The sequence below is a fragment of the Mesorhizobium sp. Z1-4 genome (assembly GCF_004000235.1).
In the GTDB taxonomy this organism is placed as follows: Bacteria; Pseudomonadota; Alphaproteobacteria; order Rhizobiales; family Rhizobiaceae; genus RCIO01.
In genome coordinates this window covers 613,828-640,212 of record NZ_RCIO01000002.1, presented here as the reverse complement: position 1 = coordinate 640,212, position 26,385 = coordinate 613,828, and the positions used below count along the sequence as shown (strand labels likewise).

Annotated in this window: 22 protein-coding genes; 15 read left to right on the top strand and 7 right to left on the bottom strand. The window is 62.1% G+C overall.

Features of this window, described 5'->3' with window-relative positions:
- Positions 1–6: 6 nt before the first annotated feature.
- From EP165_RS10105 to trhO, 4 genes are all read right to left on the bottom strand, one after another.
- Positions 7–1,782, bottom strand: coding sequence for an SLC13 family permease (locus EP165_RS10105; RefSeq protein ID WP_127522018.1), 1,776 nt, complete (start codon positions 1,780–1,782; stop codon positions 7–9).
- 53 nt (positions 1,783–1,835) lie between these two features.
- Positions 1,836–2,585 carry an SDR family oxidoreductase gene (locus EP165_RS10100; protein WP_127522016.1) on the bottom strand — a complete coding sequence of 250 codons (750 nt, stop codon included), beginning with the start codon at positions 2,583–2,585 and terminating at the stop codon, positions 1,836–1,838.
- A 178-nt stretch (positions 2,586–2,763) separates the two neighbouring features.
- The gene (locus EP165_RS10095) at positions 2,764–3,456 is read right to left on the bottom strand and encodes a tellurite resistance TerB family protein (RefSeq protein WP_127522014.1); all 693 of its coding nucleotides are present in this window, start codon (positions 3,454–3,456) and stop codon (positions 2,764–2,766) included.
- 105 nt (positions 3,457–3,561) lie between these two features.
- On the bottom strand, positions 3,562–4,491 hold the full coding sequence (gene trhO, locus EP165_RS10090) for an oxygen-dependent tRNA uridine(34) hydroxylase TrhO (RefSeq protein WP_127522012.1): 930 nt from the start codon (positions 4,489–4,491) through the stop codon (positions 3,562–3,564).
- Positions 4,492–4,640: 149 nt separating this feature from the next.
- On the opposite strand from trhO, the gene EP165_RS10085 reads away from it, so the two are divergent.
- Complete coding sequence (locus tag EP165_RS10085) at positions 4,641–5,522, top strand: N-acetylmuramidase domain-containing protein (protein WP_127522010.1); 882 nt, start codon at positions 4,641–4,643, stop codon at positions 5,520–5,522.
- 79 nt (positions 5,523–5,601) lie between these two features.
- Positions 5,602–6,249 (top strand): 2-dehydro-3-deoxy-phosphogluconate aldolase, encoded by a 648-nt coding sequence (locus EP165_RS10080; RefSeq protein WP_127522008.1) that lies wholly within the window; start codon positions 5,602–5,604, stop codon positions 6,247–6,249.
- Between the two features lie 12 nt (positions 6,250–6,261).
- On the opposite strand, the gene mepK is transcribed toward EP165_RS10080, so the two are convergent.
- A complete protein-coding gene (gene mepK, locus EP165_RS10075) occupies positions 6,262–7,992 on the bottom strand; it encodes a peptidoglycan L,D-endopeptidase MepK (RefSeq protein WP_127522006.1) in 1,731 nt (576 codons plus the stop codon).
- A 270-nt stretch (positions 7,993–8,262) separates the two neighbouring features.
- On the bottom strand, positions 8,263–9,780 hold the full coding sequence (locus EP165_RS10070) for a sigma-54-dependent transcriptional regulator (protein ID WP_127522004.1): 1,518 nt from the start codon (positions 9,778–9,780) through the stop codon (positions 8,263–8,265).
- A 149-nt stretch (positions 9,781–9,929) separates the two neighbouring features.
- On the opposite strand from EP165_RS10070, the gene EP165_RS10065 reads away from it, so the two are divergent.
- The 12 genes from EP165_RS10065 to EP165_RS10010 all read left to right on the top strand — a co-directional run bounded on the left by EP165_RS10065 (position 9,930) and on the right by EP165_RS10010 (position 24,035).
- Positions 9,930–11,783, top strand: coding sequence for a M3 family oligoendopeptidase (locus tag EP165_RS10065; RefSeq protein WP_127522002.1), 1,854 nt, complete (start codon positions 9,930–9,932; stop codon positions 11,781–11,783).
- Positions 11,784–11,794: 11 nt separating this feature from the next.
- On the top strand, positions 11,795–12,457 hold the full coding sequence (locus EP165_RS10060; protein ID WP_127522000.1) for a class I SAM-dependent DNA methyltransferase: 663 nt from the start codon (positions 11,795–11,797) through the stop codon (positions 12,455–12,457).
- A gap of 6 nt (positions 12,458–12,463) precedes the next feature.
- Positions 12,464–13,378 (top strand): heme-dependent oxidative N-demethylase family protein, encoded by a 915-nt coding sequence (locus EP165_RS10055; RefSeq protein WP_127521998.1) that lies wholly within the window; start codon positions 12,464–12,466, stop codon positions 13,376–13,378.
- 92 nt (positions 13,379–13,470) lie between these two features.
- On the top strand, positions 13,471–14,916 hold the full coding sequence (locus tag EP165_RS10050) for a homospermidine synthase (protein ID WP_127521996.1): 1,446 nt from the start codon (positions 13,471–13,473) through the stop codon (positions 14,914–14,916).
- An 86-nt stretch (positions 14,917–15,002) separates the two neighbouring features.
- Positions 15,003–15,404 (top strand): outer membrane lipoprotein Omp10, encoded by a 402-nt coding sequence (gene omp10, locus EP165_RS10045; RefSeq protein WP_245440093.1) that lies wholly within the window; start codon positions 15,003–15,005, stop codon positions 15,402–15,404.
- 31 nt (positions 15,405–15,435) lie between these two features.
- Positions 15,436–16,116, top strand: coding sequence for a zinc metallopeptidase (locus EP165_RS10040; RefSeq protein ID WP_127521994.1), 681 nt, complete (start codon positions 15,436–15,438; stop codon positions 16,114–16,116).
- Between the two features lie 27 nt (positions 16,117–16,143).
- Positions 16,144–17,397, top strand: coding sequence for a phenylacetate--CoA ligase family protein (locus EP165_RS10035; RefSeq protein WP_127521991.1), 1,254 nt, complete (start codon positions 16,144–16,146; stop codon positions 17,395–17,397).
- Between the two features lie 125 nt (positions 17,398–17,522).
- Positions 17,523–19,427, top strand: a complete 1,905-nt coding sequence (locus EP165_RS10030; protein ID WP_127521989.1) for a 5'-nucleotidase C-terminal domain-containing protein — start codon at positions 17,523–17,525, stop codon at positions 19,425–19,427.
- Between the two features lie 128 nt (positions 19,428–19,555).
- On the top strand, positions 19,556–20,620 hold the full coding sequence (gene hemH / locus EP165_RS10025; protein ID WP_127521987.1) for a ferrochelatase: 1,065 nt from the start codon (positions 19,556–19,558) through the stop codon (positions 20,618–20,620).
- A 113-nt stretch (positions 20,621–20,733) separates the two neighbouring features.
- Entirely contained in the window at positions 20,734–21,696 is a 963-nt protein-coding gene (locus tag EP165_RS10020; RefSeq protein WP_127521984.1) for an SPFH domain-containing protein, read from the top strand.
- Between the two features lie 6 nt (positions 21,697–21,702).
- Positions 21,703–22,164, top strand: a complete 462-nt coding sequence (locus tag EP165_RS10015) for an NfeD family protein (RefSeq protein ID WP_127521982.1) — start codon at positions 21,703–21,705, stop codon at positions 22,162–22,164.
- A 146-nt stretch (positions 22,165–22,310) separates the two neighbouring features.
- Positions 22,311–24,035, top strand: a complete 1,725-nt coding sequence (locus EP165_RS10010) for an outer membrane beta-barrel protein (RefSeq protein ID WP_127521980.1) — start codon at positions 22,311–22,313, stop codon at positions 24,033–24,035.
- A gap of 11 nt (positions 24,036–24,046) precedes the next feature.
- On the opposite strand, the gene galU is transcribed toward EP165_RS10010, so the two are convergent.
- Positions 24,047–24,952: a UTP--glucose-1-phosphate uridylyltransferase GalU gene (gene galU, locus EP165_RS10005; protein ID WP_127521978.1), complete on the bottom strand. Its 906-nt coding sequence runs from the start codon at positions 24,950–24,952 to the stop codon at positions 24,047–24,049.
- A 203-nt stretch (positions 24,953–25,155) separates the two neighbouring features.
- Between galU and EP165_RS10000 the strand changes: the two genes are divergently transcribed.
- Positions 25,156–26,376, top strand: a complete 1,221-nt coding sequence (locus EP165_RS10000) for a lytic murein transglycosylase (protein ID WP_127521976.1) — start codon at positions 25,156–25,158, stop codon at positions 26,374–26,376.
- Positions 26,377–26,385: the final 9 nt, after the last annotated feature.

Here is a 26,385-nt window from a genome sequence, read left to right as displayed (position 1 = left end):
TCCGTCCTAGAAAAACATCATCCAGATCGCCAGCGTACTGGTGATCCCGACGCAGACATTCATCGGAATGCCGATCTTGAGAAAATCGGCGAAACGGTAGTCGCCGGCACCGTAGACGAGCGTATTCGTCTGGTAGCCGATGGGCGTTGCGAAACTTGCGCTGGCGCCGATCATGACCGCAATCACGAAGGGTCTCGGGTCGAACCCCATCTGGTTGGCCAGCTCAATGACAATCGGGGTCATGATGACCGCAATCGCGTTGTTGGTCACCAGTTCGGTGAAAAACGACGTGATGAAAAAGATCGCCAGCAGCGTCATCAGCGGCGGCATGTCCGACAGAAACGGCGCGAGCCCCATGACGACCAGTTCCACGGCGCCCGTGGCCTGCAGCCCGGCCCCGACCACCAGCATCGCAAAGATCAGTACCAGAATGGAGCCTTCGATCGAGGCCCATGCCTCCTCACCGTCGATGCAACGTAAAATGAGTATGGCTGCAACAGCGATCATTGCGAGCATGCTGATGTCCATGAAGCCCACCGCCGCCAGCAGAACCACCGCCGCCAGGGCCGCAATTGCAATTGGCGCGCGATCGCGCCGGAACGCCCGGCCGCTCGGCCGCGAAACCGCGACGAGATCGGCTTCCTGCGACAGCGCGTCAAAACCTTCCGGCGAACCTTCAAGCAGCAGTTTGTCGGCCGGCCGCAACCGCACATTCTCCAGGTCGGGTCCCGGAATATGCTTGTGGCGGTGCGCGCCGAGCACGCGCACGCCGTAGCGGCGCCCGAGCATCAGGTCGGCGATGCGGTGTCCGGCGCTTGATTTCTGCGGTGCCACGATCGCCTCGACCGCAACCTTCTCGACATCGGTGTCGATACCGCGCCTGAGCCCGACCCGCAGCGCCGAGCGTTTGTTCAGCGTCAAGAGCTCGGACGACGTGCCGACCACGATCAGCGTATCGCCTTTCTTGAGCTCTCGTTGCCCGATATCGGTTCGGATCATCTTTCCGCCGCTGCGCAGACCGGTAATCCTGAGCCCCGGACGGCGAAAATCGGTTATGTCGGCGATTTTTTGCCCGTCATATTTGCCCTCGCCCCTGATCGTGATCTCGGACAGGAATTCCGTCTCGAGCATCGGCGCATCGCCCGTAGCGGTATCGCGGTCGGGCAGCAGAAACCAGCCGAGCAACGCCATCACGGTAACGCCGGTAATCGTCGCCACCACGCCAATTGGCGTGATTTCAAAGATGGAGAACGGCTCCATGCCTGCCTTTGTCGCAATGCCGTCGACAAGCAGGTTGGTTGACGTTCCGATCAATGTGCAGGTGCCGCCGAGGATCGCGGCATAGGAAAGCGGGATCAGAACTCTGGTCGAAGCGAGGCCGAGAACGGACGCGAAACGGATGGTGATGGGGATCATCACCAGAACCACCGGCGTATTGTTCATGAATGCAGAGGCAACCACGACCGCGCCCACGAAAAGCACGATGGCAATCAGCGGGTTGACCGCCGCGCTATCCATGACTTTCTCGGCGATGGCGTCGAGCACCCCGGTCCGCACCAGAGCCCCCGACAGCACGAACATGGCTCCGATGGTTATCGGCGCCGGATTCGAAAACACTGCCAGAGCTTCATCCGTGGAGACGAAGCCGAAAAGCACAAACAGGCCTGCGAATCCAACGGCAGTGACTTCCGGAGGATAACGCTCGAACACGAACGCCGTCATAAGTGCCGCAAGCATGACAAGCGCGATAATGGCGCTGTTGTCGGCCAGAAGCGCGATCATTCGAGAACTCTCAGGTGGAAGGCCGAAGGCACCATGTTAGCGGCTCCGATCGCTTAGCCCCGGCCGACAAATGGCATCTTTGTTGCCATGACGGTGAGGAACAACACGTTCGCATCGAGCGGCAGCCCGGCCATATATGTTACGGCATCGGCGACGCGCTGCACATCCATTACGGGTTCGGCCATGATCGTGCCGTTGGCCTGCGGCACGCCATCAGACATTGCGGACGCAAGTTCGGTCGCTGCATTGCCGATGTCGATCTGACCGCAGGCTATGTCGAAGGGCCTGCCGTCGAGGGCAAGTGTCTTGGTCAGGCCGGTGATGGCATGTTTCGTGGCCGTATAGGCGGCCGATCCCGGCCTTGGCGCATAAGCGGAGATCGAGCCGTTGTTGATGATGCGTCCGCCCTGGGGCGACTGGCGCCGCATGAGGGCAAATGCGGCCCGCGCGCACAGAAACGACCCTGTCAGATTGACATCGACCACCTGCCGCCACAATGCGACGGACATTTCGTCGATTGTTACGCCTCTGGCGCCCATTCCGGCATTGTTGAACAGAAGGTCGACACGGCCGAAATCACGCTCCACTTGCCCGAAAAGATCATCCACCTGCGCCTCGTCGGTTACGTCGCAGGCAATCGCCACCGCTCGTCCGGGTCCCTGTGCATCAGAAACCGCTTCCTCCAGCCTGTCGCGCCGCCGTCCGCAAAAGACGGTGGTCCAGCCCTCCGCGACCAGCGCCAGCCCGGCAGCTTTGCCGATCCCGCTGCCGCCCCCCGTTATCACGGCCACTTTGGCGTTCATGCACAACCTCCTCGTGTTCACCACGCGAGTGTGCAGATCGTACGGCTGGAGACAAGGAAGGGAATGTCAAAAAGGGCGGCCATTCGCGACCGCCCGTTTCGGACCGTGCTTGGGAGGAGGAAAGCCGATCCTGCTTGTTTCAGAATGAACCAGGTCAGTTAACGCTTGGTTAACGCACTCAGCGGGTCACATTGGCGATCGTCGCTTCGACATGGTCCACAAGCGCGTCCGGAAGCCCCAGGCGCCCGGCAAGCTGATCGAGATAGCCGCGCTCGGCGCGTGTGTCGGGATCGATCGCAAGCCGGGACGCCGCATAGATTTCGACCTTCTGCGCGTCGGTTTGCGCACTTGCGACCAGCTTGTCGAGATCGATCGGTTTTTCCATCTCCGCAACGAGAAAAGCCTCGGCCTCACCATCAAAGCCGGACAGCTTGAGCTTGTCGCCGATATGTTTGCGCTCGTCGTCGTCAATGCGGCCGTCAGCCCGGGCCGCCGCGATCATTGCCCGCACCAGGGTCAGCGCGAAATCATCCTCGCCCTGCGGAGCCTGTCCGGGATCGAACGCGGTGTCCGCCGGTGGCGGCAATATCTCGACGCCGCCGCCTTCGCCGGGTTTGTTGCCGGCCTGATAGTTTTTGTAGGCCGTGTAGGCAAGGCCGGTTACCGCGGCGAGACCGCCGAGCTTGAGCGCGGTTCCGGTCACGGCCCTTCCAGCGCCCGTGCCAAGAAGCACGGCTGCGAGCGCCGTTGTCGCGATCGGATTGTCCTTGGCAAGCTGTGTGACCTGACCCGCCTTCTCGCGCACGGTGGATTCGGTTCCCGGAACCCGCGAACCCAGCAGATCGTTGAGAAGTTTCTTCGGATCGAACACGCGCTTTCCTCCATCTCCGCCTAATGCCGGCCAACGTGGCAGGCCGTCGTTGAGGTAGGCAGTGGTTCGCGAAATTACAATGACGGCGGGCTCACCGCCGCGTCGCTACCGGCCGATATGCGAACGCGCACCCCGTTTGTGCGCAAGTTCCACCTGCCGCTGCCGCTCGGCATACCGCTCGCGATCTCCATCCGTGCGGCTTCCGTGGCAGTGCGGACAGGAAACCCCCTCCTGAAATTGCTCCGTTTCCCGTTCCTCCGGCGTCAGCGGGTGCCGGCAGGCGCGGCACAGCGTCGTCTCACCCGGCTCAAGGCCATGGCGGACACCGACACGCTCGTCGAATACAAAGCACTCGCCTTGCCAAAGGCTCTCATTTGCCGGCACTTCTTCGAGATATTTGAGTATGCCGCCCTTGAGATGGAAGACCTCCTCCACGCCGATACGCTTCAGATAGGCGCTTGCCTTTTCGCAGCGGATGCCGCCGGTGCAGAACATTGCGACCCGCCGGTTCCTCAGCTGCTCGATATTTTCCTCTGCCCAGCGCGGAAACTCGCGAAAACTTCCGGTCTCGGGGTCGATAGCGCCCTGAAACGTTCCTATCGCGGTTTCGTAGGCGTTGCGTGTATCGATGACGACCGTGCCGGGATCGCTGACCAGCGCGTTCCATTCGGCCGGCGGCACGTGCACGCCCGCTTCGCGCGCCGCGTCGAGATCGGCGACGCCCATCGTCACGATCTCCTTCTTCAACCTTACTTTCAGGCGATGAAACGGCATCGCATCGGCACTGCTGAATTTGATATCGACATCCGACATCCCGTGTTCCGCACGCACGGCGTCGAAGAACCGGTCAAGCCCGGCGCGAGTGCCTGCAATGGTCCCATTGATGCCTTCCGGCGCAACCAGAACGGTGCCGCGCAAGGCCTCGGCCTCTGCGACGCGCAACAAGCGCGCGCGCAGCGCCGCGGCATCTTCCACCTTCGCAAAACGGTAGAACGCCGCGACCGAAACGGACATCTCAGACGGGGATAATTTCATCGCCGCTGCCTAACGCTTCCATTGCCGGGCTTCAACAAAAAGCTGGAACTGGCTACCCCGGCAGCCGTCGGATGCGCGCCGGGAGCAGCCTCGTTTGTCCCCGCGCCTGCCTGCAAACGCACAATAGGCGCTGCAACGCGGGGCGAGGCATGTTCGACACTGAAACCAGAAATGCGATTGCCGCTGCCGCAACGGAGTTCGGCATCGAACCGGCAGCGCTGCTTGCCGTCGCCGAAATCGAATCCGGCGGCAAAGCCTATGTGCGGATCGGGGCGCGCCGCGAACCCTTGATCCGCTTCGAGGGCCACTATTTCGACCGCCGCCTTGTTGGCGAAAAACGCAGCTTCGCGCGCCGCGCCGGCCTTTCCTCACCTGCCGCCGGTGCAATCGCAAACCCGTCAGGGCAAACCGCCAGGTGGCGTTTGCTTGACCGGGCCATCGACATCGACCGCAAGGCCGCGCTCGAATCCGTTTCCTGGGGACTGGGACAGGTGATGGGCGCGCACTGGGCATGGCTCGGGTTCGGCAGTGTCGAACAACTTGTCGCCGAGGTACGCTCGGATGTTGGGGGACAGGCGCGGCTGATGGCGCGCTACATAGCCAAGGCAGGTTTGTCGGACGCACTTGCCGCCCGGGACTGGGTCCGGTTCGCCCGTGGTTACAATGGGCCCGGCTACCGCAAGAACCGTTACGACAGGAAGCTGGCAACAGCCTATGGCCGTTATGCCAATAATGGCACGCCATTCTCACGCCCGGAAACAGGCAGCGCACTGCGCCGCGGCGCAAGCGGAACGGCTGTCGCAGAATTGCAGATCGCACTGTCGGTTGCAGGCTACCCCCTGACAATAGACGGCAGGTTTGGCCGCCTCACAGAAATGGCGTTGCGGAACTTTCAGCAAACGGAAGGGCTGCCGGCCAACGGCATTGCCGACAGCGCAACGCTGGCCGCGCTCGGCAGGCGTTTGTCGCTCGCCGCGCGGCTGCGTAGGTGGTGGGCTCGGATTGCGGCCTTCCTCGTACCCCGCAATTGATGCTGGTCCGACACGGGACATGTGTTAGAAGCGCCCCGCGATAAAATCGATTTAGCACCACAACAGGGGTCGCCATTCCATGAAAGACAGATCGAACGCCCTCATCGAACTGCTTGATGGCCAGCGTGTGATACCGGTGCTCAAGATCGACCGGCTGGCAGACGCCGTGCCGCTCGCGAATGCGCTTGTTGCGGGTGGCCTCAAGGCAATCGAGATCACCTTGCGGACAGACGACGCGCTGGATGCTATCGCGCTGACGGCAACCGAGGTGCCGGGCGCGATCGTCGGAGCCGGCACGATCCTGTCGCCGCGCGACTATTCTGCCGCTGCGAAAGCCGGTGCTCGTTTCATCGTCAGCCCGGGAACGACGCAGGAACTGCTGGACACGGCCCACGCGTCGGATGTTCCCTTTCTGCCCGGAGCGATCACACCGAGCGAGATGATGTCGCTGCGCGAGGAAGGCTATCGGATGATGAAGTTCTACCCGGCCGAGCAGGCCGGTGGCGCATCATTCCTGAAATCGCTGGTTTCGCCGCTTGCTAATATCTGCTTCTGCCCCACAGGCGGGATCACGCCGGCCAACGCAAAAGACTACCTCGCCCTTCCGAATGTCGTGTGCATCGGCGGCTCGTGGATCGCGCCCGATAAGCTGATTGCGGACGGCAAGTGGGACGAAATCGAAGCGCTCGCGCGTGAGGCCGTGGCACTCGCCGCGGCGGCGGGCTGACCTGGAACGCCGTCAGTTCTTGTCGAAACGTGCTACCGAGAGGAACGTCACCGCATTGCCGGTGAAGCGGTTCGGCTGGCCCTGATCGTTGCCGCGGCCGAAGCCGGCGGTATAGACAAGCTGCGGCGCCGAGCGGACATGCGCCACCCGGAACGACGGAGCAACGGTTCCCCGCTCGCTCATTGCGCCCGGAGAGGGGTTAAGCGCCCACTGCGCAACCTGGCGCGGGATGGGCACCATCACCGCCCTCGGATCCGGCCGCGAGTCGCCCGGGCCGGGCTTTGCCGCTTTGGCGGTTGTCCTGACCCCGGTTGCGATGGCGTTCTCCGGTGTTTGGCCATTGTTCGACATCAGCGACAGCCGCTGGGAAGCCGCCGGCGCTGACCCAAGGCGCGCCAGCCTGCGATCGGTGTTTTCCCTCGGACGGCTGACAACGGCTTCGCCGCCGTCGGAAATAGGCGGTGCGCCGTAAGACGGTCCTGAATTGGGCAATGCGGCCAGAACATATTCTCGCGATTCTTCGCCATCAGGCCGTCGGTTCGGCAGAGGCACGAACGCTGCTACCGTAGCGGAGGGGCCTGTCGATGCACTGGCGACGGCAACCTCGACCCCTGTTTCGGGGCCAGCTGCCGGCATTGGCAAACCGCCGGGCACGACCGCCTCGGCTATCTGAACCAGCGCGTCCTGGGTCGGCGCATCCGGTCTGCTGGTGGGCACGGGAATGCCGGCGTCGAGGCTGGCAAGAACCGTCTCGTCTGCAGGCAGAACTGCTTCGTCGACGGCCTCGACAGCCGAGTTCTGCGATGCAGCTGTGTCGCCAAGCGCCAGCAGTTCATTCACGCTCGCGCCGCGCGGCGCGGACTGCGGAAACGGAATCAGGTTGGGCGAAAGCGAGGCCAGAATCGTCTCGGGCGTCGGGTCGGGAACGGCCGGCTCCGCGGCCGCAACAGCCGGCTGCTGCGCTTGCGGGACGGGTGCGCTTGGCCTGACGCTCTCCGCCGTATCTTCTTCCTCGTCGGCGCCGCCGAACAGCGCCGCAAGCAGGCCACGCCGCTGCGTCGGCTCTTCGGCACTTGCCACCTGCACCGTTGCACTGCGCTGCTTGCCCGCCTTGATCGCGGCCATCGCCTGACTGTATCCGGCAAGCGGTTTGCCGTCGGATGGAATGTGTGCCGTTCTGCCGTCGGGGAACAGCGCCATCAGTTCCTGGCGCTTCATGCGCGGCCAGTGCCGTACGCTTCCGACATCGAGATGCACGAACGGCGAGCCTGATCCCGGATAATAGCCGACGCCGCCCCGCTGCATACGAAGCGCCGCCTTGCGCAGGGTGGCGAGGTTGACGCCCGGAATGAAAAAATCGACCGCTTTGCCCAATGTGTGCTGGCTGTTCTTGGCAACGCCGCGGCTGCGGCTGCGCAGCATCGAATTGGTCGCCGGGGAGCGGTAGGCGGAAACCACGTTGATGTAGTCGCGGGCGCCCACCTGACGGTAAACCTCCCAGAGCAGATCGAGCACCCGCGGGTCCATTTTGGTGGACTCATCGCGGCGCCAGTCGCGCAGGAACCGGTTCACCTTGTCGAGGCCGCTCTGAATGTAGCGGCCGTTGCGCTTGTAGGTGATTTCGGCGCGTTCTTTGGTGTGGATGAAATACAGCTTGAGCGTGCGCGTTTCCGCGCTTGCCGTGCCGGCAGCGGACAATACAAGGGCAATGGTAATGAACAGACCCGCCAGGATCCGCTTCATGGCAAACATGCTGGCTCGCCGTCCCCCGAAATTACGCGTGCTCTCAGTCAAACCCGTCGCCTTGCCGGCACAAGATTGTCCCCTTGATACCCGGACCCAGGACGACCCGACTATCCATCGTAATGGTTAATCCAGCCTTATTGAAGCCGGAATGAGGTAACACCATGGCACATTCAAGGCGGAATCCACCCTTCGCGCCTATGGTAAACCAAAGGTTTAGCGCAAATTATCGGATTTTGCCGCGAGCGCAGGCAATTCCGGGCGGAATAGTTAAGACGCCAGCTTGATTGCCCGGCCGGTATCCGGGTCAATGCCAAGCTCCTTGAGCTTGCGATAGAGCGTCGAGCGCCCGATACCGAGCCGCCGCGCGACTTCACTCATTTGGCCGCCATAGTGTTCGACCGCAAGCCGGATCATCTCCGATTCGACATCCGCCAGGGCGCGCACATTGCCCTTGTCATCCAACGCACGAACCGACCCTGCTTCATCCGAAAACATGGTATCGGGCGGCGTGGCAGGCAGCGAAGCGGCTGCCGGCGCCGCAGCCGCAATATTGTCCAGCCGAACCGGCACCGTTTTCGTCGAAAGCTGGATCGTGCCGGTCTGCGCCCTGATCTGCGGAAAGTCGTCCGCTGTCAGCACTTCGCCATCGCACAGCACGACCGCGCGGAAGACGGCGTTTTCCAGCTGCCGGATGTTGCCCGGCCAGTCATAGGCTTCGAGCATGGCAAGCGCATTGGCGGCAATGCCTTTGACGCGGCCGCCGGTTTCGCTTTTGCCAAGCCGCCGGATGAAATGCTGCGTCAGCAGCGGAATATCCTCTGGGCGCTCGCGCAGCGGCGGCACATGGATCGGGAACACGTTCAGCCGGTAGTAGAGATCCTCGCGGAAAAGCCCGTCTTTCACGCGCTGGATAAGGTCTCGGTGCGTAGCCGAAATCAGCCTGATGTCGACGCGGATCGGAGCCCTGGCGCCGACGGCATCCACCTCGCCTTCCTGCACCGCGCGCAGCAGCTTGACCTGCACGTCGAGCGGCAAATCGCCGATTTCATCCAGAAACAGCGTGCCGCTGTTCGCTTCCACGAACTTGCCGACATGTTTTTCGGTGGCGCCGGTGAAGGCGCCTTTCTCGTGGCCGAACAGGATGCTCTCGACCAGATTGTCCGGGATGGCGCCGCAATTTACCGGCACGAACGGCTTGCCGCGGCGTCCGCCGCCGCCCTGGATCGCCCGCGCGACCATTTCCTTGCCGACACCCGATTCGCCCTCGATCAGGATCGGGATGTTCGATGCCGCGGCCTTGCGGCCAAGTCTCAGCACACGTTCCATCACGGGGCTTGCAGCGATCAGGTCGTCAAAAGTCATTGCATGCGAGGACGACACCTTGGCCTGCTTCTGTTTTGCCGCAGTGCCGCGCTGTTCAACCTTGAGGGCGCCCGAAACTGTGGCAACCAGTTTTTCGGGCGAAACCGGTTTCACCACGAAATCGAACGCCCCGGCGCGCATGGCCGATACCACGGTGTCGATGCCGCCCTGCGCGGTCAGCACCACGACCGGATGTTCGAGCCCGCGCTCGCGCATCGCTTCCAGCATGCCGAGACCGCCCATGCCGGGCATCTTGAGGTCGAGCACCACCGCGCCAATATCGTCGCCGCGTGCCTCCAGCGCCTTCAACCCCACCTCGCCGCTGTCGGCCACGACGACGTCGTGGTCCGATTTGGCAAGTGCTGTCTCCAGCAGACGGCGCTGGACTGGATCATCATCGACAACGAGGATTGAGGCGGTCATGTTTCGCTTTGCTAATAGCTTTGATTTGATTCCAGGGTGATTTGGATCATCCTGGCACAGCCCTATAAACAAGGGTTCAAGATTTGCGGTGAACGAATCCTTATCGTCATGGAGTGATTCCCGCCCTCAAGGGTGGATCGGGGAGTTGCATGAAATTTGTTAACAAATCAGCCCAGCGCTCGAACGCTGCGGATGCCGCCCGCGGCGGCTCCAAATCGACGGAACTCGGCGCCCTGCCGGAATGGAACCTGGCAGACCTGTATGCGGGCATGGACGCGCCGGAGCTGAAAAGCGACATGGCGCTCGCCGCCGAGAACGCCGTTTCGTTCGAAAAGCGGTGGAAGGGCAAGTTGCTCGAAGCGGCGGCGGCACCCCACAAGGGTAAACTTGGCAAAGCGCTCAGCGAATTCGAGGAACTGGAGGAGCTTATCGGGCGCATCGCCTCCTATGCGGGGCTCGTTTATGCCGGCGACACGTCGGATCCGCGCCGCACCAAGCTCTACGGCGACGTGCAGGAGAAGATGACGGATGCCTCGGCGCATCTGCTTTTCTTCACGCTCGAACTCAACCAGATCGAGGAAGATGCCATCGAGAAGGCTTTCGAGGCCGACGCCGGATTTGCGCATTACCGGCCGTGGGTCGTCGATCTGCGCAAGGACAAGCCGTACCAGCTTGATGACCGGATCGAGCAGCTTTTCCACGAAAAATCCGTGACCGGACGCGGCGCCTGGAACCGCCTCTTCGACGAAACGATGACCGGCCTACGCTTCGAAGTAGATGGTGCCGAGCAGCCGCTGGAGCCGACACTCAATATGCTCCAGAGCGCCGACCCGGCGGAGCGCAAGAAGGCAGCGGAGGCGCTGGCAGCGACGTTTCGCGACAACATCCGGCTGTTTACGCTGATCACCAATACACTCGCCAAGGACAAGGAAATCTCCGACCGCTGGCGCGGCTTCACGGACATTGCCGATTCCCGCCATCTGGCCAATCGGGTCGAGCCGGAAGTGGTGAACGCATTGGCCAAGGCGGTCCGCGATGCATATCCGCGGCTTTCGCATCGCTATTACGCGATGAAGGCCCGCTGGCTCGGCATGGACCAGATGAACCACTGGGACCGCAACGCACCGCTGCCTGAAACGCCGCAAGCTGCGATCGGTTGGGACGAAGCGAAAAACACGGTGCTGGCTGCCTATCACGGCTTTGCTCCGGAGATGGCCGACATCGCCCGCCGCTTCTTCGACGGCAGATGGATAGATGCGCCGGCAAGGCCGGGCAAAGCACCGGGCGCCTTCGCACACCCGACGGTGCCGTCCGCTCATCCCTACGTGCTTCTGAATTACATGGGTAAGCCGCGTGACGTGATGACACTCGCACACGAGCTTGGGCACGGCGTCCATCAGGTACTGGCCGGTCAGCAGGGCGCGCTGATGTCGGCAACGCCTCTTACCTTGGCCGAGACGGCTTCGGTGTTCGGCGAAATGCTGACGTTCCGCTCGCTGCTCGACGGCACGAAGGAGCGGCGCGAACGCAAGGCGATGCTGGCACAGAAGGTCGAGGACATGATCAACACGGTCGTGCGCCAGATCGCCTTCTACGAGTTCGAGCGCAAGGTGCACACCGAGCGCCGCAATGGCGAACTCACCTCAGATCAGCTCGGCGAATTCTGGCTGGAGGTACAGGCCGAAAGCCTGGGGCCGGCGATCGCGCTGCGGGAAGGATACGAGACCTTCTGGGCCTATATCCCTCACTTCATCCACTCGCCCTTCTATGTCTACGCCTATGCCTTCGGCGACTGCCTAGTGAATTCGCTCTACGCGGTCTACCAAAACGCCGAGCACGGCTTTCAGGACAAGTATTTCGAGATGCTGAAGGCCGGCGGCACCAAGCACCATTCGGAGCTGCTGAAGCCATTCGGGCTCGACGCCTCCGATCCCGCCTTCTGGCAGAAGGGGCTCTCGGTCATCGAGGGACTGATCGACGAGCTTGAAGCGATGGATGGCTAGCCAGTCTTGAGATGACGTCCCGCCCGCCCGACGACCCGGTTGCCAAGGCGCTCGCACTCGACGGCGACGCCGCCCGCATCAAGGACTTCTACCGGGAATGGTCGCGCTCTTATGACGACGATGTCGCCGGCGAGGGCTATCGCGCGCCCGAGATCACTGCCTCCCTGGCACGGCTGGTTCAACTCTCCTGGCTGCGGACAAAACGCGCCGACACGCAGATCATGGATGCGGGCTGCGGCACCGGTCTCGCGGGCATCGCACTGAGAAATGCCGGCTTTGTACAGGTCGACGGTTTCGACATTGCACCTGCAATGACCGAGAAAGCGGAACAGATCGGAGCATACCGGCGCTTGTTGGCGGATATCGATCTGAATGCCGATGATCCGGGCCTTGGCGAGTTTGCCGAAACGTATGACATCGTCACATGCGCCGGCGTTTTCACATTGGGCCATGTCGCGCCGGAAGGCCTGCGCCATCTGTTCGCGCTGTCGCGCAAGGGCGGCTTCGTCATCGTCAGCACGCGCGAGGATTATCTGAAAAAGACGGACTTCCGAGCTTATGCCGGGCAAGTGGAGGAATCAGGCATGGCGGCCCTGACGTTCACGCTGCCCGACGCCAGCTATGTCGGAGACGATAGAGCCGACTACTGGGTTTTCCGCAAATTGCCGGCCTAGACGTCGATGGCTGGCCCGACCCACACACCCTATGACGGTTCGGCCAAGCCGTTCTCCATCGGCCTCAAGCCGCTCGACCCGGCGGAGTGGATCGAGATCGACCGGCACTACCGCGCTCAGCTGGAGGAAAAAGACCGGCTGATCGCCGAGCGCCCGGACGACGTATTCGCCGCGCGGCCGGACACGGATGCCGCGCAGCGCGAAGTGCTCGAAATGGTCGTCGACCATCTGATCCGCGGCCATGCGCGCATCTTTCCGGGTCGCGACGAATGGGACTTTCTGGGCGACCGGCTCCCGCGTTTTCAGTTGCATGGATCGGACGAGCCGCCACTCCAGATTGCCGCCCGTTTCGTGCAGGAAGATCTGGTTCTGATGCGGCGCATGGAAGACGGCTGGCGGCTTGCCGCCGCTTCGCTCTGCTTTCCAAGCTCATGGACGCTTGGAGAAAAGTTCGACCGGCCGCTGGAGCAGATACACAAGCCGGTGCCCGGCTTTGGCCCGGACACGCGCATGGCAACGGTGATCCGGCGCATCTTCGACAATCTGCAGCCCGAAAAACCGGTTGAGCGCTACAACTGGTCTTTGCAGGAAAATGACGAGCTTTATCGGCCGCGAAGCGAGGCGCAAAAGGACGCGCGCCCCGGTAGCTCAACGGGGCCACGTCGCGACATGGCCACCACCTTCATTCGTGTCGAACGCCAGACCCTGCGGAAGCTACCCGTTTCAGGAGATATTCTCTTCACAATCCGCATCTGCCTCGATCCGCTTGCTGTGCTCGCGCACCACCCCGACCGAATGCGCATCGCCGGTTCCTTTGCAGAACAGCTGGACGGGCTCGATACACATCAGCTCGCCTACAAGAACCTAGCGGCCGACCGCGACGCGCTCGCGGCACGGCTGAAGGCGCTCGCAGACGGCTAAGGGATTTCCCCTTTATTGTGACACCCTAATGTGGTTTTAGCGCCTACCTGAACCGGCGCGGGGTGCGCGAATTGAAGCAAGGAGTTTTGTCGATGGCTAAGGCGAAGTGGCCGATACACGGGGAAATCACCGGTCCGATCGTGATGATCGGCTTCGGGTCGATCGGCCGCGGCACGCTGCCGCTGATCGAGCGCCATTTCAACTTCGACAAATCCCGGATGGTCGTGATCGACCCCCGCGACGACGACAAGGCGCTGCTGGACGAGCGCGGCATCCGCTTCATCAAGGAGGCCGTGACCAAAAAGAACTACAAGAAGCTGCTGGGCGACCTGCTCACCGAAGGCGAAGGGCAGGGCTTTTGCGTCAATCTCTCCGTCGACACCTCCTCACTCGACATCATGAAGCTCTGCCGCAAACTGGGCGTACTCTATGTCGACACCGTGGTTGAGCCCTGGCTCGGCTTCTATTTCGACAGCAAGGCCGACAATGCGTCGCGCACAAACTACGCGTTGCGCGAAACGGTGCGTGAGGAAAAACGCAAGAATCCGGGCGGCACCACGGCCGTATCCTGCTGCGGCGCCAATCCGGGCATGGTGTCGTGGTTCGTAAAGCAGGCGCTGGTGAACCTTGCCGCCGATATGAAACTCGACATCAAGACCCCGGCCCCGACCGACCGTGACGGCTGGGCGAAGATGATGAAAAAGCTCGGCGTGAAGGGCGTTCACATTGCCGAGCGCGACACCCAGCGCACCAAACAGCCCAAGCCATTCGACACCTTCTGGAACACGTGGTCGGTGGAAGGTTTCGTCTCCGAAGGCCTGCAGCCGGCGGAGCTCGGCTGGGGCACGCACGAAAAATGGATACCGAAAAACGCCAAGAAACAGAAGAAGGGCAACAAGGCCGCGATCTTCCTGGAACAGCCGGGCGCCAACACACGCGTCCGCACCTGGTGCCCGACGCCCGGCGCTCAATACGGTTTCCTCGTTACACACAACGAGTCCATCTCGATCGCCGACTTTTTCACCGTACGCGACAAAAAGGGCAAGGTGACCTACCGTCCGACCTGTCACTACGCTTATCATCCCTGCAACGACGCGGTGCTTTCGCTGCACGAGATGTTCGGCGATGCAGGCAAAGCGCAGCCCGTCTTTCACGTGCTGGACGAGAACGAACTGGTCGATGGCATCGACGAACTCGGCGTGCTGCTCTACGGCCATAAGAAAAACGCCTATTGGTACGGTTCGCAGCTGTCTGTGGAGGAGACGCGCCAGATCGCGCCCTACCAGAACGCCACCGGCCTGCAAGTGACCTCCGCGGTGCTCGCCGGCATGGTTTGGGCGCTTGAAAATCCGGAGGCCGGCATCGTCGAAACCGACGAAATGGACTTCAAGCGCTGTCTTGAAGTTCAGATGCCATATCTTGGCCCCGTCAAGGGATACTATTCGGACTGGACACCGCTCGACGGCCGGCCGGGTCTTTTTCCTGAGGACATCGACACATCCGACCCGTGGCAATTCAGGAACATTCTCGTAAGATAAGCACAGGCTGTGTTCGGGACGCTGGTATTTTCCGGCAAAACGGCACAGAAGCGGCAGATTGCGATACCCAGCGAGGAGACAAAGTCGTGAAACTTAATACGGGCTTGTTGGCGGCCGTTGCCGTCCTCACTACCGGTATCGTCGTTGCGGGCTGCACCGGCACAGGCTATCGCCGGCCAATGCCGGGAGTTGCTGCAGCGCCAGCGACTTCAGGCATCGAAGGCGCATGGCTCGATCAGGCCGGCACTGGCGTGACCAACTTCTTCAACGGCCGCTTTGAAACCTTCGCGACCGATTCCGGGCAGAAACTTTCCGAAGGCACGTACCGGTTCCGAGACCAGGTTCTGGTCGAAATCACCGGCATCTCCATCATCAGGCAGAGCCCGGTAGCCTTCAATTGCTCGGTCGCAAGCACCAGCCAGCTCAATTGCACTGCATCCAGCGGCCAGCAGTTCATCCTGACCCGGCGCGCAAACACGATCAGCTGACCATCCGGCTCGGCAACGGGACGTTCGGGCGATGCTGATCGTTCTCGGCATCGTCCTTCTCCTGTCTGTCACTTTGCTGCCGCAACTGCTGGTACGCCGCATCATCAAGAAACATGGCGCTGACCGGCCGGATCTGCCGGGTACCGGAGGCGAGCTCGCGCGTCATCTGCTCGACCGGTTCGGCCTCGAAACGATCACAGTCGAAGAAACCGACCTCGGCGACCACTACGATCCGGATGCCAGAGCCGTACGGCTTCTCAAGCAGCATCATGACGGCAGGTCGCTTTCTGCCGCAGCGGTAGCAGCCCACGAGGTCGGCCATGCGCTTCAGCATGCCCGTGGCGAACGCATGCTCGCATGGCGTCAGCGGCTTGCGAAACTCGCTATGGCCACCGACCGCATCGCTTCGGTGTTCTTTATCGCTGCGCCGGTTCTTGCGATCCTGGCACGCACGCCGCTGGCTTTCGCAGCCCTGGTTGCCGTGGGCCTGGCGCTGATGTCTGTACGTGTCATCGTCAATCTCGTCACCTTGCCGGTCGAATTCGATGCAAGTTTCGGCAAGGCCCTGCCCATCCTCCAGGAAGGCAAATATCTGAACGAGAACGACATGCCTGCCGCCAAATCCGTGCTGCGCGCTGCGGCCTTCACTTATGTCGCATCCGCACTGGTTTCTCTCATCAACCTTGCGCGCTGGATACGCGTGCTGCGATAACAGGCAAAAAACGCTCCGGGAGGATCGATGACCGTCAATTACGACGAGTTGGAGTGCCGTGCGCCGCAGGATCGGGAGGCCGATCTCTTTGCACGGCTTCCGGGCTTTCTGGTGCAAGCGGCGAAGGACGCACCTGGCCTCGGCAACTGGCTCAAAGGCCACGACCTGGCATCGGTCAACTCACGCGAAGCGCTGGCCAGCCTGCCGGTCCTGCGCAAGGCAGAACTGATGGAGCGCCAGCAGGCAGACCCGCCCTTTGGCGGCTTTGCCAATCTTTCGTCCATTGCGGGCAGCCGTGTCTTTGTTTCCCCCGGTCCCATCTGGGAACCGCAGGGCCTGGCGGCCGACGCCTGGCAGTCGGCCCGCGCGTTTTATGCTGCCGGCATCCGCCCAGGCGATGTCGTGCACAACGCCTTCTCCTACCATTTGACCCCGGGCGGCTTCATTCTGGACGAAGGTGCACGCGCACTGGGCTGCACCGTATTTCCGGCCGGTGTGGGCAACACCGAAATGCAGGTCGACGCGGCCGCTGCGCTGAAACCCCATGTCTACTGCGGCACACCGGACTTCCTTAAAGTCATGCTCGACAAGGCCGGCGAGATGGGGCGCGACCTGTCTTCCTTCCGGCTGGGGCTCGTCTCTGGCGGAGCCTTGTTTCCCTCTTTGCGCGACCACTATCGCGACAGCGGCATCTCCGTACTGCAATGTTATGCTACCGCCGAGTTCGGCGTCATCGCGTATGAGGCGGCGGATGCCGACGGCAATCCGCACCCCGGCATGGTGCTCAACGAAAACCTGATCCTCGAAATCGTCCGTCCCGGCACCGGCGATCCGGTTGCCGACGGCGAGGTCGGCGAGGTTGTGGTGACAAGCTTCAACGAAGCCTACCCGATGGTGCGGCTTGGCACCGGCGATCTGTCGGCCGTGCTCCCGGGCGCCTCGCCCTGCGGCCGCACCAACACACGCATCAAGGGCTGGATGGGCCGCGCCGACCAGCGCACGAAGATCAAGGGCATGTTCGTTGACCCGAAGCAGATCGCTGAAGTGGCGAAGCGCCATCCCGAAATCGGCAGGGCGCGTCTTGTCGTGAGCCGCGACGGCGAACGCGATGCGATGACGCTGCAGGTCGAGCCCATTAGCGGGACCGACCCCGATGCCGCAGTTATCGGTGAAGCGCTGCGCGAAATCACCAAGCTCGGCGGCCGGGTACAGGTAGTACAGCCGGGCTCGCTGCCCAATGACGGCAAAGTCATCTCCGACGAACGCGACTACGCGGGCTAGGCTGCGCTCGATTGCGCTTGCATGCCCAGTCGGACAGTGTGAACATGCCGGCAAACAACGATAGAAAAACCGTCAAAAAGGCGGGCTATTGAGACACGGATTCGAGTTTCACGGGAGATCATGACATGAAGAGAATTGCGAGCCTAGCGGCGCTTTCGGCATCGGCATTCGCGCTGTCGGCGCAGGCCTCCTTTGCCGACTACACGCTCAACATCATGCACATCAACGATTGGCACTCGCGCATTGAGTCGATCAACAGGTTCGATTCCACCTGTTCGACCGAGGATGAGGGCGAAGGCAAATGCTTTGGCGGCGCGGCAAGGCTCGTGACGGCAGCCCGCGACTACCGCTCCGCGCATGACGGCCAGAACGTGATCTTCCTGAACGCGGGCGACAACTTCCAGGGCACGCTTTTTTACACCACCTACAAAGGTGCTGCCGAAGCCGAGTTTCTGAACATGATGGGCACCGACGCCATGGCCGTCGGCAACCACGAATTCGATGACGGCGAGGAAGGCCTCGCAACCTTCCTCGACACGGCGAAATTTCCGGTCCTGTCTGCCAACGTGAAGGTCGATGGCATGTCGGTGCTGGGCGACCGGGTCAAGGCGTACACCGTGCTTGAAGTGGGCGGCGAAAAAATCGGCATCGTAGGTGCCGTCGCCAACGATACCGACGAGCTGTCCTCGCCGGGCGAACATGTCATGATCGAGGAAGATGTCGCATCGATAACCGCGGCTGTGAAGGCGCTGGCCGGCGAAGGTGTCAGCAAGATCATCGCGCTCACCCATGTCGGCTACCCGCGCGATCTGGAAGCAATTGCGAAGATTCCGGGCGTCGATGTGGTTGTCGGCGGCCACTCCAACACGCTGCTGTCCAACACCTCGGACCGTGCTGCTGGTCCCTACCCGACCTGGGTGGACAATCCGCTCGGTTACAAGGTGCCGGTCGTGCAGGCTTACGCCTACTCGAAATATCTGGGCGATCTGGAAGTCACCTTCTCCGACATCGGGATCGTTACGGAAGCCACCGGCGAGCCGATCCTGCTCGATGCCTCCGTGGCCCCCGATGAAGCGGTGCTTGCTCGCATTCAGGAGCTTGGAGCGCCGATCGAAGAGCTCAAGAACCAGGTGGTTGCCGACGCGGCAGACGCCATCGACGGCAGCCGCGATAACTGCCGCGCCAGGGAATGCCAGATGGGCAATCTGGTGACCGACGCCATGCTGGCACGCACCAAGGACCAGGGCGTCCAGTTCGCCATCACCAATGGCGGCGGCTTGCGCGCATCGATCGACAGCGGCGAAGTCACCATGGGCGAGGTGCTCACGGTTCTGCCCTTCCAGAATACGCTGGCGACCTTTGAGCTCAAAGGCGCTGATGTCGTAGCGTCCATCGAAAGCGGCCTCAGCCAGATCGAGGAAGGCGCCGGCCGCTACCCGCAGGTTTCAGGCCTGCGCTACACATACGATCCCGCGGGCGCAGCAGGCGAAGGCCGCGTGATCTCGGTTGAGGTCGACAATGGCGGAACCTGGGCGCCGATCGACCCCGACGCCACCTATCTGATCGCTACCAACAACTTCATGCGCAGCGGCGGCGACGGTTATGAGCTCTTCGGCTCGAACGCCACCAATGCGTATGACTACGGTCCGGGCCTGGAGCAGGTGGTTGCCGACTATCTGGCCGCCAACAGCCCATACACGCCTTATCTCGACGGCCGCATCTCCGAAGGCAAGGCCATGATGGAGGAGATGGAGAAAACCGAAGAGATGACGGACGAAAAGGCCGCCGAAGGGACCATGGAAGACAAATCCATGGAAAAGACAGAGGTGGCGATGGCCAAGGATGGCGGCGAGGCTGCAATGGCCGAAGGCGGCATGCATGAGGTCATGGCTGGCGACAATCTCTGGAACCTGGCCAAGCAGTATTATGGCGACGGCACCAAGTGGATGATGATCATGGAAGCCAACCCGGACATCAACCCGAAGAACCTGTTGATCGGCTCCAAGCTGAACGTGCCGGTCGCGAACTGACGCGGCCAACCATCCGAACACGAAGGGCGGGCATTGTCCCGCCCTTTCCCTTCACCAGGTGCGGCACAGCGGCCCGTTGAATTGAACGGTTCATTGTCTACCTTGCAGATCAAGCAAGGAGAGAATTCATGAACCCAGCCGACAATGGCAGTGCCGGCGCCGACAAGGCGTTGGGACCGCTGCCGGACAACCACCCGCCGGTGAGGATCGGTAAGATCGGCGTATTGCTGGTCAATCTGGGTACGCCGGACGGAACGGACACGGCATCGGTGCGGCGCTACCTGCGCGAATTCCTTTCCGACCCGCGTGTCATTGAACTCAACAAGCTGATCTGGAATCCGATCCTGTACGGCGCGGTGCTGACCACCCGGCCGCCGAAAACGGCGGCGAACTACAAGAAGATATGGAACACCGAGCGCGACGAATCTCCGCTTCGCACCATCACGCGCGGCCAGGCGCAGAAACTGGCATCGGTATTCGCCAACGAGCCGCGTATCCGCGTCGAATGGGGCATGCGCTACGGCAATCCGTCGATCCGCAGCGCCGTCGACCGCCTCATCGCGGAAGGCTGCGACCGTATTCTCTCGGTGCCGCTTTATCCGCAATTTTCCGCGACAACGACCGCGACCGCGAACGACCAGCTCTACCGCGCGCTGATGAAAATCAGGCACATGCCGACGGTCAGAAGCACGCCGCCCTACCACGACGAGCCGGCCTACATCGATGCTCTGGCGGCTTCGATCGAGCGGCATCTGGCATCGCTCGACTTCGAGCCCGAAATCGTGCTCGCTTCCTATCACGGCATCCCGAAGGCCTATTTCGAGAAAGGCGACCCCTATCACTGCCACTGCCTGAAGACGTCGCGGCTGCTGCGCGAGCGCCTCGGGTGGAGCGAAGACCGGCTGATGACAACGTTCCAGTCGCGCTTCGGCGCGCAGGAATGGCTGCAGCCATACACTGACAGGACTGTCGAAAAACTGGCCGCAGACGGCGTGAAGCGCATCGCAATCGTCAACCCCGGCTTCTCCGCGGATTGCATCGAGACGCTCGAGGAGATCGACGGCGAAGTGCGCGAGATTTTCATCCACGCAGGCGGCGAGAAGTTTGCCCACATCCCTTGTCTAAACGACAGCGAAGAAGGAATGGCAGTGATCGAGAACCTGGTGCGGCGCGAGCTCGGCGGCTGGCTCTAGCTCCCGCCTTGGCCCCACCGGAATTGTATCGCCCGCCACACCGACCTACATCTAATCATATCGAGAATCGTGCTAGGTAGTCGGCCTTGCGCGCAACACCTATGGAGACCGGCATGCTTTTCTCAGGCTTTGATATCGTCATTGCGGTGCTTGTGCTTCTGGTCCTGCTGCTGATCTTTGCCGGTATCAAGACGATCCCGCAGGGTTTCAACTATACGGTCGAGCGGTTTGGCCGCTACACCCGCTCCCTCACACCCGGTCTCAACATCATCGTTCCGTTCATCGACCGCATTGGCGCCAAGATGAACATGATGGAACAGGTGCTGGATGTCCCCACCCAGGAGGTGATCACCCGCGACAACGCCATCGTGGCGGTCGACGGCGTGGCATTCTATCAGGTGCTGAACGCCGCTCAGGCCGCCTACCAGGTGTCGGGACTGGAAAACGCCATCCTCAACCTGACCATGACCAACATCCGTTCCGTCATGGGCTCGATGGACCTCGACGAGCTTCTTTCCAACCGCGACGCCATCAACGAGCGGCTGCTGCGGATCGTCGACGAAGCCGCCAATCCTTGGGGCATCAAGATGACCCGCGTCGAGATCAAGGACATCAACCCGCCGGCCAATCTGGTGGAATCGATGGCCCGCCAGATGATGGCCGAGCGCAACAAGCGCGCCCAAATCCTGGAAGCCGAAGGTCTGAAACAGGCACAGGTGCTGGAAGCCGAAGGCCGCAAGGAAGCCGCATTCCGCGACGCAGAGGCACGCGAACGTGCGGCCGAAGCCGAAGCCCGCGCTACGCAGGTCGTGTCCGACGCGATTGCGCAGGGCGATGTGCAGGCGATCAACTACTTCGTGGCGCAGAAATACACCGAGGCACTCGCCAAGATCGGCACCGCAAACAACGGCAAGATTGTCTTGATGCCGTTCGAGGCTTCATCGCTGATCGGCACACTTGGCGGCATCGGCTCCATCGCCAAGGACATGTTCGGCGACAATGGGCCCGGCACCGGGACTGCCCGCCCCTCGCGGGCGCGCCCGCCGGTCACTGGCCCTGCCCAGACCGACGAGTAAACGGCTATGATCGCCTCCGCCTTCGCCGAACTCGGCCCCTGGAACTGGATGGTTCTGGGGTTCCTTCTGCTCGCCGCTGAAATCGTCCTGCCCGGCGTGTTTCTGCTTTGGATCGGCATTGCGGCCATTTTGGTCGGTACCTTGTCGCTGCAGTTCTGGGGTTATGCATTCTGGTCCTGGCAGGTTCAGGTACTGGTGTTCCTCGTGTTGGCCGTGGCATCGGCCTATGTCGGCAAGAAGCTCATGGCTGCAACGCAGGGCGACAGCGACGAACCCTTGCTGAACCGGCGCGGAGAGCAACTCGTCGGCCGCACCGCCACGCTCCATGAGGCGATCACCGAGGGGCATGGCCGTATTCGCCTCGACGATACGACATGGCGGGTAACGGGTCCGGATCTGCCGACCGGCACGCGCGTGCGTGTAGTCGCCGCCGACGGCGGCAATCTGGTTGTCGAGACCGCCAACTGAGCCGTTCATTCTGGCGGTCGCGCGATCGTCCTGTCCTTGGCGTTCACCCGAAAATCAACGCTCCGTTAACCATCGCTGTTTACGGTTCGGCAAGGATTGGCGCTTTGCGGCGCTGAAAGAACAGAAGTCGCCGAGGAAGCAGTCTGGTGACGAGGTCGCGCGTCAGGCCCATCGACAATTCAGCATGCAGCATTTCTGCCATCGCGACCGCCGTCGCGCTCGGCTGGGCAGCCTTCTTTGCGACGAGCGCCGCCGCCCAGGAAAACACCACGCTGCGCGGTGCTATCGCCACCGAGGAAAACGGCATGGCACCGCTGCCGAGTACCCGGCCCCGATTTGCCGAGCGCAGCACTGAGCTGCCGCAGGCGACATCAGCGCCGCGCTATCGTCCCGTCAGTGAAGGAGCTTTGCCTGACGAGGCCCCCGAAGCCGAACTCGACGGCTATGTCGAACCCGGCGCGATCGCGACCAACGACCTCACCGCGGCGCGTACGGTGCGCCGGCGCAGCACGGCGGATAGAGCCGACACCGGCCAGGAAGAGCAAAGCCCAGCGGCTCGCAGCCAGACCGCCGGAGAACGGCTCGTCGGGGAAGAACAGGCCGACGATACGACGCTGACAACCGGCACCGTCCGCACCGGCAGCGCCATCGCTGGCGACGAGGAGCGTAACACGGCGGCGCGCGTGTCGTCGGAAAGGGTCGGCGCGATCGAAGCGATCCCGGCCGAACAGCAAGACGACCCATATGCCGCGCCCGGCATCAGAATTGGTTCGTTCCTGCTGCGCCCGACGCTTAGCCAGGGCATTGAATGGACCTCCAACAACCAGTCGACGGCGGGCGGCAGCTCTGACTTTCTGTCGTCCACCAATCTGAATATCGAGGCGGCATCGCAGTGGTCGCGCCATTCTGCGACCTTGTCGCTCGACGGCACCTACCGCACTTCGATCACCGGAACCGGCTTTTCCGAGTTCACCGGCAGCGCCGATGCAGCCGGCGTCGTCGATGTTGGCAACGATTATCGCGTTAACGCCGGCGCCGGCTATTCGCGCGGGCCGGAAGCGGCCACCTCACCCACGGTCCTCTCCGGCACAGCAGGCCGGGCGCTGCGCCAGACGCTGACAGGCACTCTCGGCGTGGAAAAACATGCCGGCAAGCTGCGCGCCTCGCTTACAGGCGAAGTCGCCCGCAATACGTATGGCAACGCGACGCTTTCGGGCGGCGGCACCCTTTCCCAGGCCGATCGCAACAACACGCTTTATTCGGCAACGCTGCGCGGCGGCTATGAAATCTCGCCAGCGCTGGTGCCGTTTATCGAGCTCGAATACGGGCGCAGGAACTACGACCAGCGGCTCGACAGCGGCGGTTTCGCCCGGTCCGCCAACATATTCGGAGCCCGCGGCGGCGTTGAGTTCGACCTGGGCGAAAAGCTCAACGGCGAGGTTTCCGCCGGCTGGCTTGGCGAAACGATCGACGATTCGCGGCTTGCATCGATTTCGGCCCTGTCCGTCGATGCCCAGATCAACTGGTCGCCCATGCGGGGCACCATTGTTGCGCTGAATGCGGGGACCGAAGTAGAAGGCTCCACCAACCCGGCATCGTCGGGCTCCGTGCTTTACGATGCGTCCGTCTCGCTCACGCGCCAGATGCGCGCCAACCTGACCGGAACGGCGACGTTGGGCGCCGGGTGGAGGCGTTACGCGGCAAGTGCCGACCGGGACCTCACGCTCAACGGTGAGCTCAGCCTGACCTGGTGGCTGAACAGGTTTGCCGGCGTCACCGGCAGAGCTTCGCATGAACGCGTTTCAAGCAATGTTGCCGGGCGCGGATCTCAGACCAGTACCGTGTTCCTGGGGCTTACGCTGCGGCGCTAGCCGCACGATACCTAGGCGCGGGAGCGTTTCCGGGAAAGACCTGCGGCCTCGCTGAGCAGGCCAGCGAGATTTCCGCCGATGCGCTCGCGCATATCCTCTCTCTGCAGCGCAAATGCAAGATTTGCCTCGACAAACCCCTCCGGCGAGCCGCAGTCGAAAGCACGGCCCGAATATGGGTAAGCAAAGAAATCCTGCTTGTCCTTCAGCTTGAGCATACCGTCGGTCAGCTGGATTTCGTTGCCGGCGCCGCGCGCCTGATTGGCAAGGATGGAGAATATCTCCGGCTGCAGGATATACCGGCCGTTGAGATAGAAATTGGAAGGAGCTTTGCCTTTCGCCGGCTTCTCCACCATCTCGGTGATCTCGAAGCCGTCTCCGGTGGCACGTCCGCGACCGACGATGCCGTATTTGTGCGTCTCCGACGGGTCGCACTCCTGCACCGCGACGACATTGCCGCCGGTTTTTTCGTACAGCCCGATCATCTGCGCCATGCAGCCCGGGTCCGATTGCATGATCATGTCGGGCAGAAGCAGTGCAAACGGTTCGTTGCCGACGAGTTCGCGGGCGCACCATACGGCATGGCCGAGACCGAGCGGTTTCTGCTGCCGTGTGAAGCTTGCCTGGCCGGGCGCCGGCTGCATTCGCTGCAGGTCGCCGAGCACATGGTCCTTACCGCGCTGCGCAAGCGTATCGTAGAGTTCGACCTGGACGTCGAAATGGTCTTCGATAACGCCCTTGTTGCGCCCGGTGACGAAAATGAAATGCTCGATGCCGGCTTCCCGGGCCTCCTCGACCACGTAGTCGATTACCGGCCGGTCGACGACCGGCAGCATTTCTTTCGGAATCGCCTTGGTGGCCGGCAGGAAACGCGTTCCCAAACCCGCCACGGGAAACACCGCCTTGCGTACTCTGGTCATCGTTTTGAGCCCCGCTCTCCCGTTAATACCGGCCTGGGACACTTTCACGCCGGAATTGACGAATATTGAACGCACGGGGCAGTCGGTTCCCCCAAGAGGGCGTTCAGGCACGATTAGTATGACTTCCTGTGTAGTTTGGTAAACTGTTTCCTAACCGCAATCGGCGAATGATGGTTCTTTCAGCATATCGAAGGAGGCTGACAATGAACGCCCAGGCGATCTCGGTTGCCGCAACACGTGTCGCAGCTGCAATAGGATTGTTCCTTGCGCTTGCGATGAGCGAAGCCGCCGCTGACGCTGGATTTCAGCGCTGGGTATCGCAGTTCCGCTCGGTTGCAGCCAAAAGCGGCATCAACGGAAACACATTCGACCGCGCATTTCGCGGCGTAACCGCACCCGACCCCGAGGTGCTCGAGAAAGCCCGGTACCAGCCGGAATTCCGCGCCGAGGTCTGGGAGTATTTCGACAACCGGGTCAACGAAAGCGCCATCACCATCGGACGCCAGCTGGCACGGCAGTGGAAGCCGTGGCTCGATCACATCGAAGCCAAGTTCGGTGTCGACCGCCACATCCTCCTCGCAATCTGGTCGATTGAATCCAACTATGGCGAAATCCTCAAGAACGACCGTGTGATGCGCAATGCGGTACGCTCGCTGGCAACGCTCGCCTATGCCGACAAGCGACGCGCGAAATATGCCCGCCAGCAGCTCATCGCGGCGCTGAAAATCCTGCAGCGCGGCGACATCGACGTTTCGCATCTGACCGGCTCATGGGCGGGCGCGCTGGGCCACACCCAGTTTATCCCAACCAGCTATGAGGCTTATGCAGTCGATGTAGATGGAGATGGACGCCGCGACATCTGGAATTCCATTCCCGATGCGCTGGCGACGGCCGCAAACCTGCTGGCCCGCAACGGCTGGCGCACCGGCCACACATGGGGCTACGAGGTCTCGCTGCCGGGCGGGCGCAAATTCCCCGGCGGATCGATGAGCCTCGACCGCTGGGCTTCGATCGGCGTCGTGCGCGCCAACGGCAAGGACTTCCCCCGCGGTGGCGACAATGCCGAACTGAAGGTCCTGCAGGGCCGCGACGGCCCGGCTTTCCTGATGACCAAGAACTTCTTCGTTCTGAAGCGCTATAACAATGCCGACAAATATGCGCTTGCCGTTGGCCTCCTTGCCGACGAAATTGCCGGTTATTCGGGTCTCCAGCGAGACTGGAACAGGCCTTTCACGCGGCTGACATCGTCAGAGACCGAGGAGTTGCAGCGCCGACTTTCCGCACTGGGTTATTACAATGGCCCGATTGATGGAAAGATCGGCAGCGGTTCCCGCGACGCGATAAAGGCACTCCAGAGCCGGCTGGGCTTGACGCAGGACGGGCACCCCAGCAAAGAAGTTCTTTCGACCCTGCGTAGGTACTAACGGAGTGCG

Bases quoted from the DNA above. Each gene is read 5' to 3' on its own strand.
- EP165_RS10105 (WP_127522018.1), bottom strand. From the start codon at position 1,782: ATGATCGCGCTTCTGGCCGACAACAGCGCCATTATCGCGCTTGTCATG.
- EP165_RS10100 (WP_127522016.1), bottom strand. From the start codon at position 2,585: ATGAACGCCAAAGTGGCCGTGATAACGGGGGGCGGCAGCGGGATCGGC.
- trhO (WP_127522012.1), bottom strand. From the start codon at position 4,491: ATGAAATTATCCCCGTCTGAGATGTCCGTTTCGGTCGCGGCGTTCTAC.
- EP165_RS10085 (WP_127522010.1), top strand. From the start codon at position 4,641: ATGTTCGACACTGAAACCAGAAATGCGATTGCCGCTGCCGCAACGGAG.
- EP165_RS10080 (WP_127522008.1), top strand. From the start codon at position 5,602: ATGAAAGACAGATCGAACGCCCTCATCGAACTGCTTGATGGCCAGCGT.
- mepK (WP_127522006.1), bottom strand. From the start codon at position 7,992: ATGAAGCGGATCCTGGCGGGTCTGTTCATTACCATTGCCCTTGTATTG.
- EP165_RS10070 (WP_127522004.1), bottom strand. From the start codon at position 9,780: ATGACCGCCTCAATCCTCGTTGTCGATGATGATCCAGTCCAGCGCCGT.
- EP165_RS10065 (WP_127522002.1), top strand. From the start codon at position 9,930: ATGAAATTTGTTAACAAATCAGCCCAGCGCTCGAACGCTGCGGATGCC.
- EP165_RS10060 (WP_127522000.1), top strand. From the start codon at position 11,795: ATGACGTCCCGCCCGCCCGACGACCCGGTTGCCAAGGCGCTCGCACTC.
- EP165_RS10055 (WP_127521998.1), top strand. From the start codon at position 12,464: ATGGCTGGCCCGACCCACACACCCTATGACGGTTCGGCCAAGCCGTTC.
- EP165_RS10050 (WP_127521996.1), top strand. From the start codon at position 13,471: ATGGCTAAGGCGAAGTGGCCGATACACGGGGAAATCACCGGTCCGATC.
- EP165_RS10040 (WP_127521994.1), top strand. From the start codon at position 15,436: ATGCTGATCGTTCTCGGCATCGTCCTTCTCCTGTCTGTCACTTTGCTG.
- EP165_RS10035 (WP_127521991.1), top strand. From the start codon at position 16,144: ATGACCGTCAATTACGACGAGTTGGAGTGCCGTGCGCCGCAGGATCGG.
- EP165_RS10030 (WP_127521989.1), top strand. From the start codon at position 17,523: ATGAAGAGAATTGCGAGCCTAGCGGCGCTTTCGGCATCGGCATTCGCG.
- hemH (WP_127521987.1), top strand. From the start codon at position 19,556: ATGAACCCAGCCGACAATGGCAGTGCCGGCGCCGACAAGGCGTTGGGA.
- EP165_RS10020 (WP_127521984.1), top strand. From the start codon at position 20,734: ATGCTTTTCTCAGGCTTTGATATCGTCATTGCGGTGCTTGTGCTTCTG.
- EP165_RS10015 (WP_127521982.1), top strand. From the start codon at position 21,703: ATGATCGCCTCCGCCTTCGCCGAACTCGGCCCCTGGAACTGGATGGTT.
- galU (WP_127521978.1), bottom strand. From the start codon at position 24,952: ATGACCAGAGTACGCAAGGCGGTGTTTCCCGTGGCGGGTTTGGGAACG.
- EP165_RS10000 (WP_127521976.1), top strand. From the start codon at position 25,156: ATGAACGCCCAGGCGATCTCGGTTGCCGCAACACGTGTCGCAGCTGCA.